The sequence below is a fragment of the Kitasatospora sp. NPDC005748 genome (genome assembly GCF_040630735.1).
In the GTDB taxonomy this organism is placed as follows: Bacteria; Actinomycetota; Actinomycetes; order Streptomycetales; family Streptomycetaceae; genus Kitasatospora.
Map to the genome: position 1 here is coordinate 13175 of NZ_JBEXYD010000064.1, position 12356 is coordinate 25530.

General features: G+C 73.1%; 13 protein-coding genes. 4 read left to right on the plus strand and 9 right to left on the minus strand.

From position 1 onward, the window contains the following. Positions 1-9: 9 nt before the first annotated feature. On the plus strand, positions 10-813 hold the full coding sequence (locus ABZ495_RS30820; protein WP_359809525.1) for an NAD(P)H-binding protein: 804 nt from the start codon (positions 10-12) through the stop codon (positions 811-813). A gap of 490 nt (positions 814-1303) precedes the next feature. On the opposite strand, the gene ABZ495_RS30825 is transcribed toward ABZ495_RS30820, so the two are convergent. Next, a complete protein-coding gene (locus tag ABZ495_RS30825; protein ID WP_359839185.1) occupies positions 1304-2143 on the minus strand; it encodes an NAD(P)H-binding protein in 840 nt (279 codons plus the stop codon). A 92-nt stretch (positions 2144-2235) separates the two neighbouring features. Here ABZ495_RS30825 and ABZ495_RS30830 point away from each other — a divergent pair, with 92 nt between their 5' ends. Continuing rightward, entirely contained in the window at positions 2236-2607 is a 372-nt protein-coding gene (locus tag ABZ495_RS30830; RefSeq protein ID WP_359809523.1) for a helix-turn-helix domain-containing protein, read from the plus strand. Positions 2608-2747: 140 nt separating this feature from the next. Then, positions 2748-3020 carry a hypothetical protein gene (locus ABZ495_RS30835; RefSeq protein ID WP_359839153.1) on the plus strand — a complete coding sequence of 91 codons (273 nt, stop codon included), beginning with the start codon at positions 2748-2750 and terminating at the stop codon, positions 3018-3020. Between the two features lie 158 nt (positions 3021-3178). On the opposite strand, the gene ABZ495_RS30840 is transcribed toward ABZ495_RS30835, so the two are convergent. Beyond that, complete coding sequence (locus tag ABZ495_RS30840) at positions 3179-4144, minus strand: sensor histidine kinase (RefSeq protein WP_359839154.1); 966 nt, start codon at positions 4142-4144, stop codon at positions 3179-3181. Beyond that, positions 4141-4923, minus strand: a complete 783-nt coding sequence (locus tag ABZ495_RS30845; protein WP_359839156.1) for an MEDS domain-containing protein — start codon at positions 4921-4923, stop codon at positions 4141-4143. The genes ABZ495_RS30840 and ABZ495_RS30845 overlap by 4 nt, the downstream gene beginning before the upstream one ends. Before the next feature lie 665 nt (positions 4924-5588). Here ABZ495_RS30845 and ABZ495_RS30850 point away from each other — a divergent pair. Beyond that, on the plus strand, positions 5589-6326 hold the full coding sequence (locus tag ABZ495_RS30850) for an alpha/beta hydrolase (protein ID WP_359839158.1): 738 nt from the start codon (positions 5589-5591) through the stop codon (positions 6324-6326). A 591-nt stretch (positions 6327-6917) separates the two neighbouring features. Here ABZ495_RS30850 and ABZ495_RS30855 read toward each other — a convergent pair. The 6 genes from ABZ495_RS30855 to ABZ495_RS30880 all read right to left on the minus strand — a co-directional run bounded on the left by ABZ495_RS30855 (position 6918) and on the right by ABZ495_RS30880 (position 12117). Next, complete coding sequence (locus ABZ495_RS30855; RefSeq protein WP_359809514.1) at positions 6918-7226, minus strand: hypothetical protein; 309 nt, start codon at positions 7224-7226, stop codon at positions 6918-6920. Between the two features lie 780 nt (positions 7227-8006). Beyond that, positions 8007-8615, minus strand: coding sequence for a hypothetical protein (locus ABZ495_RS30860; protein WP_359839160.1), 609 nt, complete (start codon positions 8613-8615; stop codon positions 8007-8009). 216 nt (positions 8616-8831) lie between these two features. Then, positions 8832-9083 carry a hypothetical protein gene (locus tag ABZ495_RS30865; RefSeq protein ID WP_359839162.1) on the minus strand — a complete coding sequence of 84 codons (252 nt, stop codon included), beginning with the start codon at positions 9081-9083 and terminating at the stop codon, positions 8832-8834. A gap of 378 nt (positions 9084-9461) precedes the next feature. Next, positions 9462-10208 carry an FAD:protein FMN transferase gene (locus ABZ495_RS30870; protein ID WP_359839163.1) on the minus strand — a complete coding sequence of 249 codons (747 nt, stop codon included), beginning with the start codon at positions 10206-10208 and terminating at the stop codon, positions 9462-9464. Then, on the minus strand, positions 10208-10711 hold the full coding sequence (locus ABZ495_RS30875) for an FMN-binding protein (protein ID WP_359809506.1): 504 nt from the start codon (positions 10709-10711) through the stop codon (positions 10208-10210). Before ABZ495_RS30875 ends, ABZ495_RS30870 begins: the two co-directional genes overlap by 1 nt. 11 nt (positions 10712-10722) lie before the next feature. Then, a complete protein-coding gene (locus ABZ495_RS30880) occupies positions 10723-12117 on the minus strand; it encodes a ferredoxin reductase family protein (protein ID WP_359839165.1) in 1395 nt (464 codons plus the stop codon). Between the last annotated feature and the right edge of the window lie 239 nt (positions 12118-12356).

Genomic DNA, 12356 nt, shown 5'->3' on the forward strand with positions numbered 1-12356 from the left:
CTGTGGCTGATGAAGAACGACGCGATCATGGTGACCGGCGCAACGGGCGTGCTCGGCCGGGAGGTACTGGACCGGGCGCGCCGCACCGGGCTGCCGGTGCGGGCCCTCACCCGCAGGCCAGTGCTCCCGGACGACCTGGGGGTGGCCTGGTTCACCGGTGACCTGGCCGCCGGCACCGGGCTGGACGAGGCGTTCGCCGGGGTCCGCACGGTCATCCACTGCGCGACCGACATCCGGCACTTCAAGAACGACATTCCGGCCTTCGAGCACCTGCTGGAGGCCGCGGCGCGCGCCGGAGTCGAGCACATCGTCAACATCTCGATCATCGGTGTCGACCGGATCCCGTACCCCTACTACCGGATCAAGTGGGAGGGCGAGCGGTTGCTCGCGGCCTCGGGGATCGGCTGGACCAATCTGCGCGCCAGTCAGTTCCCCGAGCTGCTGAACACGGCCTTCGGGTTCCTGTCCAGGCTGCCGGTGGTCGTCGTGCCGTCCGGCACCCGCTGCCAGCCCGTCGACCAGGGCGAGGTGGCGGACCGCCTGGTCGAGCTGGCCCTGGGCGATCCGGCCACCGGTGCGCCCCCGGCCGAGGGCTGGGGACGGGTGCCGGACCTGGCCGGCCCCACCGTGTACCCGGCCGACCGCCTGGCCAGGGACTGGCTGCGAGCGGCGGGCAAGCGCCGTCCCGTCCTGCCGGTCTTCATCCCGGGGAGGATCGGCGCCGCCTTCCGCTCCGGCGCCCTGACCGCGCCCGACCGACCGGCGGGCAGGCGGACCTGGGAGGCGTACCTGGCCGACAAGGTCGCCCGCTGACTCCGACGCGACCGTACGCGGTGATGCCGGTCGGGGCGGGCCGGCCGTGCGGCCGGCCCGCCCCGTCGGTGCGCGCTGCGGTCGTCGTGGGCGGCGTGGGACGTGGGCGCCTGCCGACCACCCGCTACACGGACGATCCGGCCGGCGCCCCGGACCTCGCGGCACTGGTCACCGTGCTGGTCCGCGCCACCCGGCGTCGGGCGACCGTGCGGCGGGAGACGTCGTCGCTTCTCCGGGCGGGTGAACGTCCGGTAGTGGGCGGCCGAGGGCTGTGCGGCCCGGCGTGATCGCCGTCGTCGGACCCGGCCGTCCGGCTCGTCCCGGTCTCTCCGTCGTCGGAGCGGGGTCCGGGTGGCCGGTGTGCGGCTTCCTCAGGTGGGCCGTCGGCGGTGGCGCTGTGGCGGTGACCTGTGGAAGTGGCCGGCGGAGGCGGGCGCCTCGTGCGGTCGCTGCCGCGCGGGGCGCCCGGGTGGTGCGGGTGGGTCGTGCCTCAGCGGAACGCGGCGATGTTGCGGGTGACCCACTCGGTGAAGGGGTGCGGGGCGCGGCCGAGAACTCGTTCCACGTCCGGGCTGATCCGCAGTTCGGCCGGGTTCGGGGCGGAGATGATGTCCAGGGTGTCGTCGGCGAGTTCCACCGGCACGAACCGGGTCATCGTGGCCCTGGCCTCCTCGCGGGTGAGTTCGTGGAACCGCAGGGGGGAGCCGAGCACGGCGGCGAGCGCCTCCGCCTGCAGTCGGGGCGTGATCACCTCCGGTCCGGTCAGCTCGTACACCCGGCCGGTGTGCCGGTCGTCCAGCAGGCAGGCCGCCGCGACCCCGGCGATGTCCACCGGGTCGACGACCGGCACCCCCACATCGCCGAAGGGTGCGGCGACCGTCCCCTCCGTGCGGACGGACTGCGCCCAGGCCAGGGCGTTTGAGGCGAAGCCGCCCGGACGCAGGACGGCCCAGTCCAGGCCGGACTCCCGCAAGGCGTCCTCCACCGCGCGCATCGCCACCCGTGACGGATCGAGCGGCCTGGTCGCCACACCCTGCGAGGAGAGCAGAACGACCCGGCGGACCCCGGCGGCCGCGGCCAGGCCGATGAGGTCGGCGGGCCTGGCCCCGGCGGCGTGCAGGTCGCCGGACAGCAGCAGGAAGAGCGCCTTCGCCCCGTCCAGCACGGGTACGAGGCCTGTCGGCTCGGCCAGGTCGGCCACCACGTGCCGGACTCCGGCCGGCACCGCCGCCGCACGCCGCGACACCGCCGTCACCTGCTCGCCCACCTCGGCCAGCGCCTGCGTCAGAGGACGGCCCACGTTCCCGGTAGCCCCGGTCACCACGATCATGTTCAGCTCCTGGTTCGTTGTGTACTGCGGCAACTGACGCTAGGAGAGGGGCTTACTTCTCGTAAGGACGTACCCGGAGGTAAGCTCCGGACATGAGGGAAGGTGCGCAGCTGAGGCAAGCTGGGGCGGGCCGTCGGTATGAGGTGTTTCACACCGACTGCCCCGCGCGAGACGTGGTCGACCACGTGACCAGCCGGTGGGGCGTCTGGGTGCTGATCTCCCTGCGGAGCAATGACCTTCGGTTCTACGAGCTGCGCGACAGCATCCAGGGCATCAGCGAGAAGATGCTCGCCCAGACCCTGCGCGCCCTGGTCCAGGACGGCCTGATCCGGCGGGAGGTGGAGCCGACGACGCCGCCTCAGGTCACCTACGGGCTCACCGAGTTCGGCCGGGACGTCAGCGAGCCGCTCACGGACCTGTTCGACCGGATCACCGAACGGCTGCCGCCGCGCGGCGCGCAATAGCGCCCGGTCCCGTCACCTGCCCGACCCCGTCGCCGCGTTGCGGTGACCGTTGCCGTGGACGGGTGACCGTCTCGTCGCGCCTGACGGTTCGTGGGGCCACCGTCCGGCCCGGTGTCGGTGCCGGCTGGGATGCTGGCGGCATGGACGACGAGGCACTGCTGCGCGGCCGCGTGTACGGAGCCGACCACGACGACCCGGACCCCGGGCCGCGCCCCGGGCACGAGTACCGGGAACTGGTCGGCGGCCCGCTCGACGGCCTGCTCCTGGACGTCACCGGCTGGGACGCCGAGCGGCTCGACCACGGCGCGGTGCTGGCCACCGAGCTCGGCGCGTTCGGTGCCGGCGGCCGCGCTCACTACCGGCAGCGACCCTCGGACCGGCGCCGCTGGGACTGGCAGGGCGACAGCCCCTGACGTCGCCGGTCCGGTGCGTCCGCCGGGCTGTCCGCCGTCCTCTGAATTCCGGCGAGAAGCATTCCGGACAGCGGCGGAAGGGCCCGGTCAGCGCTTGCCGGGCGGTGGCGTCGGCGAAGCGGCGCCCCTCACGCCGCGCGCAGGACTCCGGCGGTCCACTACTGCTGCCGGGGCGCGTCCATGTGCAGGCGGACGGTGGTTCCCCCGGCGCGGCTGGAGCGGATCTCGACGAGGTCGCAGAGCTGGTGGGCGAGCCACAGGCCGCGGCCGCCGATCTGTTCCGCGGTGGGGCGGCTGCGGCCGGCCATCACGTCGGAGATGTAGCCGGAGTCACGGAATTCGCAGAGGAACGTCGCGTCCTGGGCCCAGGTGCGCAGGGTGCCGTGGCCGCCCCCGTGGCGGATGCTGTTCGTCGCGATCTCCGTGACGGCGACGGCCAGTTTCGGCAACCGGTCCCGCAGGACACCCGCGTCGGTCGCGCACTGCGTCACCTTCGCGCGGATCGCGGCCATATCACCCTCTGTGTAGCTCAGTTCCTGGAAGGGATCGCACGGGTCGGCCAGCTCCTCGAAGGGGTACTCCTCGGCGCTCAGATACTCCTCGTTGGCCGCATCCCGGTCGGCCCGGCGGATCAGCGGATGGCAGCGCGACAGCGATCGCAGGGCGTCCTCGTCGTCGTCGGCGGCGTCGTAGGGGCACAGCATCGACCAGGTGGCGCTGCGCGCGAAGGCCCGGTTCAGCAGCCACTCGTGGTACCGCAGCTCCGAGAGGTGCGCTGTGCTGCGCGCATGGCGCCAGGCGGTCTCACCGATGGCCCGGACCGGCCTGCCGCCTTCACCCCGCTCGGTCATCCAGGCCGACCAGGCCGCGATGTGCCGACCGGGATTGGACCCGGCCGTCGTCGTGTCGACGAAGGTGACTGCGGGCTCGTCGACGAGTTCGCCGCGCAGCAGCGAGGTCTTGTCCGAGGGGACCGCGACGACCACCGCCTCGTCGGCCTCCAAGGCCTCGTGGATGAATCCCAGGGTCCCGGACAGGAACTGCGCGTCCCCGCGATAGGGGTACAGCTCGTGGCGGAACGGGCTCTCGCCCCGGTCGGACGGCGGGGGTACGGTCGCGGTCATGTCGCCATCACCACCGGCAGGTCGGCGGCCGCGAAACCCGCCAGCTCCCAGCAGAGGAGCACGGTCTCGTTGGCGCCTTCCACGACGATCCGGCGGCCCGGCAGGTGACGGGCCGCTTCGACCAGAGCCTGCATGCCGGCAGCGTCGATGAGCTCAAGATCGTGGAACCCCAGCTTCACCATCGACGACTTCCTGACCGCGGCGCGGACCGCGGCATTGAACGCGGCCGCGCCCTCAAAGTCGACCACTCCGTCCACGCTCCACCTGTCGGCGCCCGTGCTGAACATCCGAAAGGACGGACGCGCAGCACGTGTGCCCACCTCGTGAGGATGCATGCACGCCACACCGTCCAGGGTAGTCCGGTCCCACCGCGACGGCCGGAACGCGCACACCACCATGGCGCCGCTCTCCGAAGCGAACTCGTCGAGTTTGAGCTCCCCGGCCAGTAGTTCCTCCGCCCCGGAGGCTGCCGTCGGGGGCATCCGCTCGGTGAGGACCCGTACGGACCGGAAACCCTCGCGGGTCGCGGTGTGGACTTCCCTGCGCACCGCAGCCAGCATCATGTCCATGTCCAGAACGTCCGGCAGGTCGAGAACCACCGAGGTGGAGGGACTGCCGTCACGTTCGATCCCGGCGGTGCCGAGGGAACCGATGACCACGACCTTGTCCCCGTACAGGGCTCCGTCCGCCAGATAGGCCCGCGCGTCGGCGAACGTGGCAGCGGGGCCCATCCGCCAGCAGACGTGGTCACCGAGACCGACCTCGTCCAGGGTCGCCAAAGCCCGCGCCGCTCTCACCCCGCCCCCTTCCCAGGTCACCCCCGCCAGCAGTGATAGGAGAATAACGGTTCCCGGCAGATGCCCGGCTGTTCCGGGCGGCCGGAGTGCGGTCTACGCCTGCCCACCAGGGGGAACGCCAACCCTCCCACGTCGGGGCCCGGCCTGCGGGGAGGACCGCCCTTCCGTGATGGAGGGCACGGGTGACTCACCGCGGTCGAGGCCGGTCAACGCGAAACCGGGCGGTGGCGCGGACGCGACGGCGGCCTGTTCGTCGTCCGGACCCTCACAGGTCATGGGGAGGGTCGCGCCGTGAGAGCCGAGCCGGCTTTCGAGCCTGGTGCGTTCGTCGGCGTTCAGGGGCGGCGAAGGGCGGTTCTCCCGCGACCCCGGCCGGCAGAAGCCGGGGTCGGCCCTGTCCTGGTCGGGAGTTCCGGCGCGTGAACGAGGCCGCTGCTCGGCCCGGAGAAGCTGTTCGCGGAGGCCGTGGGGAAACCCGTTTGGTGGACGAGGGGTGCGCTGCTACATTCCCGGTGACCGTGCGAGAGATCGAGGAGGTGGTACCCGTGAACGCAGTATCGACATGGGTGCTCCCCTCCGGGGTCACGGTCGGGCGATAGGCAGGTCGTCCGGGAGCGCCGTTCAGTGCACTCCCGAAAGGCACGACCATGCGCTTCACCTCCGAGCAGCGCCTCGACGAAGGCGTCCTCGAACGCGAATTCACCCTCGGTGAGATTCCGGGCATCCTGTGGACGCCCGCCGCCGTATCCGCACCGCTGCCGCTGATCCTGCTGGGCCACCCGCCCCTCGGACTGCGGAAGATGTACCCCCGGCTGGTGGACCGGGCCCGGCACTCCGCGGCGGAGGGCTTCGCCACGGCCACGATCGAGCTCCCCGGAAGCGGTGACCGGCCCCGTCTGGCCGCCGTCGATCAGGTCCGCGCGAACCTGCGCCGGGCGATGGAGGCGGGTGAGCCGGTCAGCGACGAGATCGTCGACGCCCTCGTCCTCCCGCTGGTCGAAAAGGCGGTCCCGGAGTGGCAGGCCGCCCTGGACGCCCTCCTTGCGCTGCCCGGGATCGGCGGCCCGGTCGGGTACTCGGGGGGTGTGATCTCGATCGGCATCCGGCTCGCCGTGGTCGAGCCGCGCATCGTGGCCGCCGGGCTCTTCGCCGGGAGTCTCGTGCCTCGCGCCATGTTCGAGGAGGCCCGGCAGATCACCATCCCGCTGCACGTCCTGCTGCAGTGGGACGACGAAGGGAACGACCGGCAGGCGGCTCTGGACCTCTTCGACGCCTTCGGCTCCCAGGAGAAGTCCCTGCACGCCAACATGGGCGGGCACACCGGCGTCCCGCAGTTCGCGGGAGACGTCGCGGCCCAGTTCTTCGCCCGTCACCTGAGGAAGTGAGGTCGGCGTCGGGCCGGTGACAGAGGGTCGCTGAGGTCGGCCGGCGTGCCGCTCGGACGGAGGCCGGCCCTCCACGGCGGTCCGAACCGTGGACCCCCGCTGAACTCCGGCGGGGGTCCACGTCGGCGCCGCCGCATCGAGCCGGCCATGAACGGCGAGCGCTTTGTCGGTGGGAGCAGCCACCACCAACCGGTGGGGGCATGCCGTGTCTCCTGACCGTCATGACGTCGTCGAGGGCGCCTCGGCCGAGGAGCGGGCGTACCGGCGGTAGGTGGCAAGGCTGCACGATCCCCTTCCTCCGCGGGTGGGACGGGCCGGTCCGCCTGAGTTCGGTGCGAGGATGCGGCGGCGCTCTCTGGGCAGATCGATGCCGGTCACGCGACCGCCGGCGTGGTGGGAGACAGTGCTCCGGGGCGGGCTCGCCCTTGGCGGGCGCACGCTCGGCTCCCCCGGGTGATCCTCGATCGGATCACCGTCCGGCGCCGCCACCACCGCGCGGGCAGGGTGGTCGTGACCACTCCCGCGCCCGCTGTGCTCCGGTCCGTCGATGTGGTCGGGGACCCCCGAGCGGTGCTCGGGCCCGTCGGCCCGTCAACCGGTGGGTGTGCCGGTCCGGTCGCCTTCAACGACGGAACGCAGGTCCGCGAGAGCCTGCGCGGCGGCCGGGAGCGGGGACGCCCTGAGCGCGTCCGGGATCAGCTCGGCCAACCGTTCCGGCCGGTGGGGCGCGGCCCACAGGCGCCGGGCGGCGGCGACCTCCGAGCGCCGGACGGCCGGTCTCCGGGTGCGCGTCCAGGAGCCCCACCAGTCGGGGGCGAGCGGCAGGGCGGCGCGGGCGGTCGGCTGGTCCGGGTGCAGACCCAGCGGGCGTAGCGCACCGGCTCGGACCGACACGGTCACGAAGCCCCGCCATCGGCCCGACTCGCGGTCGGGCCCGCAGGTCAGGTCGCAGCGGATGTCCTGCTCGTCGACCGGCGACCAGTCGATGCCGTGGTCGCGCAGTCAAACGGCGAGGGCCAGTCCGGGGTGCGGCATGCCGGTCGCGTTCTCGACGGTGAAGATCCTCACCCAGTCCTCGTCAGCCATCCGTTCAGGCTGTCACACGGGCTGCCGCGCCGTCGCCTCGGTTTCGCGGCGCCGGCCGGGTCGCGGCCCGGGGCTGGAGGGCGGCCCGGTCGTCGTTCGGCTCCGGGCTGACGGCTGCCCGGGGGCTGTCGCGGCAGGAGGTCTACGACGTGGGCCTCCGAGACGAGGGAGGAACCGTGGGCGCCGGCCGGGACACCCACTCCCGGGGTGCCAACCGCCACCGACCGCGCGCCGTCAGCACCCACTCGTTCACGGCAGACCCGACGGCGAGCCCGAGTAAGGGGCGTTCGCGTCTTCAACGGAGCCTTCACGACCCAGAGCAGGCCGTCGTACCGGCTCACTTCGGAAGCCATTCGGCGGACCGCACCTCATGCGCGCCCGCCAGATAGTTCGTGCTCTGCGGAAGAACGCGGTGCACCGCGCTGAGATCGCCCGGGGAACATCTGGCGCGAGTCCGATCGCCGGACAACCGACGGATGCGTCCCGTCAACCGGCGGGGGAGGTGCCACCGTTGTGCTGGATGCGCGGGCACGACCACGGCGCCTTGGGGACCGGCCGGTCGGTGTTGCGACCGACCGGCCGGTCCGGAGGGGGTCAGCCCATCGTGCAGGCGAGCTGGGCCTTCACAGCGTCGCGGAGGTTCTCCTGGGCGCTGCAGTCGGCGCTGAATACGTCCTGCCACTGGGGGCTGATGAAGTGGACGTTCACGATCTCGGTGACGATGTCGACGTTCTGGGCCTTGATGGTGTTCTTGGCGATCAGCACCTGCGGTGTCGGAGCGGTCTGGGCGCCGATGACGCCGCCTTCACCGTAGAACAGGTTGGTGATCTTGGTGTAGACGGTGACCCTCTTCCCCTTGATGTCGTTGCCGACGATGGCGACCGTCCAGTCCTTGTAGTTGCGCTGCCAGCCGAAGCTGGTCGCCCGGTTCAGGGCGGACACGGTGCCGTACTGGGCCTTGATGATCCAGTGGTGCCTGAGCAGCGGGCGACCGCTCGGGTGGTCCCGGGGGTGCGCCGGTTCCCCCGCCTGCACGGCGTCGCGCAGGTCCTGGTTCCCGGCGAACGGACGGTCCGCCGCCGAACCCGCTGGGAGCGTCGCCGCTCCGGCCGGTGCGGCGACGCCGCCGGCGACGGCGAGCGCCGCTGCCCCGGTGACCACGACCGTCCTCCACCGTGCGACGGACCGCTGACTGGTTGCCATCCTGGTACTCCTCGTTCACGTGCGTCGACGGGCCTCGCGGCACGCCCGCGCGCCCGCCACCGGGAAGTACCCGGTGCCCTCGACCCTGGCGGACCCGAGCGCGGTGCACATCAGTCGTTTGACTGACGGAGCAGAAGACCCGTCAGTGACCGACGACGGCGGTCACTGCGGAGGCCGCTCGGAGGGCAGCGGGTGGCGGAGCGCCGGACGCCCCGCTCAGTGCCAGCCGGAGTTCCAGTCCTGGTTCGCCGGTCCGGCGTCACCGCCCAAGGAGGAGAGGAGGCCGACCAAGAAGAGGACCACCACGATCAGCCCGAGCAGTACCAACCAGAAGGTGTCCTCAAATCCGTTCTGGTACGGGCCTTTTGGTCGATCCGGTCGATCCGGTCGATCCGGCTGGTCACCGTCGCCCTCGTCGCTCCGGCGCTCGTCGCTCCGGCCCTCGGCATCGCTGCCCTCGTCGGCCACCGTGTGCCCCCTCCGTCCGGACTCATGGCACCGCGTCGCACGGTCGGCGTCAAGTCTTTCGGCGGTGGCGCAGCCGCGTGGGACCGCTCAGCTCCCGGCCTTGCGGGGGCCACACCAGCCGGTGGTGGCCACCATCGCCCAGCCGCGCGCCGTCGGACGGCGACGTCCTCGGTACGCGAGCCGAGGGCGTCGGCCCCGTAGAGCGCCCACGCCGTCGGGACGGCGGTGATCGCCGCAACGGTGAGTTGCGCCCGGTACGTGGGAACAGAGCTCCCGGGGGGCGGCGGAGTTCACGGCGCCCGGCCGCGCGCACCGGAGGCACCCGCGTGACGAACACCCGACGCCGAAGGGCCGGGTCGGTGCGGCCGTGGTCCCGGGTCAGGGCGCGGCGAGGAGGGCGGTCAGGCCGGAGGTGCCCAGGCGGGTGCCGTCGGACAGGATCACGAGGGCCTCGATGCCGCTGCGTAGCTCGGCCCAGTGCAGGGCGGCGGCTGGCCCCATGGCGAAGGCGGCCGTCGCCAACGCGTCGGTGAGCGCGATGTCCTGGCCGATCAGGGTGACCGAGAGCGCGCCGTGCGGCGGGAGCCCGGTGTGCGGATCCAGGATGTGCTGGCCGCGTTCTGCCGTACCGGATCCGGCGACCGCGAGGCGGTCGCGCGCCTCGACGACGGCGGCCAGCCGGCCGGGGGCCGCCGGGTCGGCGATGCCGACGCGCCACGAGCGGCCGGGCGCCGGGGCTCCGGCCGTCTGGACGTCTCCGCCACCGGTCAGACTGTGGTGCGGGAACCCGGCAGCCGTCAGCAGGTGGGAGGCGCGTTCGATCGCCCAGCCCTTGACCCAGCCCGACGGGTCGAGGGAGCCGCCGGCCCGTACGGAGAAGTAGCCGGCGGTCTCCCGTGCCACGGCGGCGCAGTGGTCGAGGGCCTCGGTCACCAGCGGATCGCACTGGGCGAGGGTCAGCTCGCCGCGGGCGAGACGGCTGATCTGACTCAGCGGCTGGTAGGTGGAGAAGAGCCGGTCGAGCCGGTGGAGTTCGGCGAGGGCCGGGGCGAGGTCGGCGGGCGCGGCGTCGCGGACGGCGAAGGAGAAGACCGTCCCCATGGCGTGCTCGGTGTGTCCGAGCATCAGACGCCCGCCTGGTCGAGGGCGCTCTGCAACGACCGCCGGTAGCCCTCGCTGGTGTAGGTGGCGCCGGCGACGGCGTCGACGCGCGCGCTCTGCGCGGAGACGGCCTCCTGATTGAGCCGGGGCAGCGCGAACTGGTTGATCTCCAGGTCGCGCCTGCTCTCCGACGGGTACCGCACCACCTCGGCCTTGGTGATCCGGCCGCCGCTGAGGGTGATCCGCACCTGGACCGGTCCGTAGCGGGTGTCGACGGCGTTGCCGGTGACGACCCGGGTGCCGGAAGCGTTACCCGCTCCTGCGGCGGCCGAGGGCGACGAACCCCCGGACGATGGCTCCCCGGCCGACGACCCCCCGGGCGTCGCCGGGGCGGCGGACGCGGTGCCGCCCGGATCGGAACCGATGACGGGGGCGGCCCCGGGGGAGGCGGAGCCGTGCGGCTTGAGGGAGAGCAGCAGGACGACGCCGGCTGCGGTGACGGTGCTGGCCAGAACGGCGCGGCGCATGGCGGGCTCCTTCAGAGGTCGAACGACTCGTGGTGGATGCGGTGGGCGGGGACGCCGGCGGCACGCAGCTCGTGCGTGACCGCCCCGGTCATGGCCGCCGGCCCGCACAGGAACACGTCGTGCCGCGCCAGGCCCGGCACCAGCCGGCCGAGCGCGGCGGCGGAGAGCGGGTCGCCCGTCACGTCACGACGGCCGACGAGGTAGGACAGGCGGGCCGAGCGCGTCCCGGCGATCCGCTCCAGTTCCTGCCGGAACAGCAGGTCCTCGCCGTCCCGGGCCCGGTAGAGCAGGGTCAGCTCACCGGGCCCGGCCGGCAGGGTCTCGAACAGGGTCCGCAGCGGGGTGATGCCGACGCCGCCGGCGATCAGCAGGACACGCCGCTGGGTCCGCCGGCGGGCGGTGAAGGCCCCGTACGGGCCCTCGGCGCGCACCCGGGTGCCCGGGTGGAGGCCGGCGAGGGCGGCGCTGTGGCCGCCGAGCCCCTTGACGGTGAAGCGCAGGAACCGGTCGGTGGGCGGTGCGGAGAGCGAGTACGGGTTGGCGGCCCACCGCAACCCGGGGGCGAGGAACTGGAGCCGGAAGAACTGGCCCGGTTCGGCGCGCAGTTCGGCCAGCCGCTCACCGGCCAGGAAGACGGACACCACCCCGGGGCCCTCGGGACGGACCTCCGCGACGTGCAGCCGGTGGCGGCGGTCGCGGAGGAACGGGACGGCGAGCCGGTACCAGCCCAGCACGGCGAAGGTGCCGAGGTAGAGCACGTACCAGCCGGCGTGGGCGGGCCCTCGGCCGAGGTCGGCGCCGTTGGTGAGCTGGTGGGCGAAGCCGAGGGCGACCGCGAGATAGGTCGCCAGGTGCAGGTAGTACCAGGTCTCGTAGCCCAGCCTGCGTCGGGCCGCCCGGGCCGAGACGGCGCCGGTGCCGAGGAGGAGCAGGGTGGCCGCGGTGGCCTTGAGCATGTCCGGGTCGTGGAGCACCATCCGCACGGTTTCGCCGACGACGGCCCGGTGCGCGGTGAGCGCGGACCCCCAGACGACGGTGAGGACGTGGACGGTGACCAGACCGACCAGGTAGCGCCCGCCGATCGCGTGCCAGCACGCCAGCCGGTCCGCGCCGACGTCCCGTTCCAGGGCGGGTATCCGGGCCATCAGCAGGAGCAGCACCGGCGCGGCGTACCCGGCGAGCAGGCCGGTGATCCGGCCCGCCCCGGTGAGCCACTGGTCGGCACCGGTCACCGCGTAGGTGTCCTGCCACCACAGGGCGAGCACGGCGCCCGCTCCGGTGGCCACGGCCGGCGGGACGAGCCGGGCGAGCAGCCAGGGCGGGAGCACCGGCCGCTGCGAGGTGCGCTGGTGCCGAGGGTGGCCGGCGGGCGCGGCGCGACGCGGTCGCCGGACTGCGGTACCCATGGTCCTGTTCCTCTCTGCGCGGCTCCGACGTCCTGCGCGCGGCCCGGCAGGGTGCGCGGACGACCGTGATCCGGAGACCGGCCCACCGTGTCAGCCGTACCTCTCAGTTCCCTCTGAGTTCCGCCGCCACGGACCCTCCCGCAGAGAGTTCTGCCAGCTCAGGGCCATGATCGACGGTTCGCGGTCTCAGCGGATTCTCACCCTGGCACGGCACAATGGCGCGGAGAGCTACCGCATGC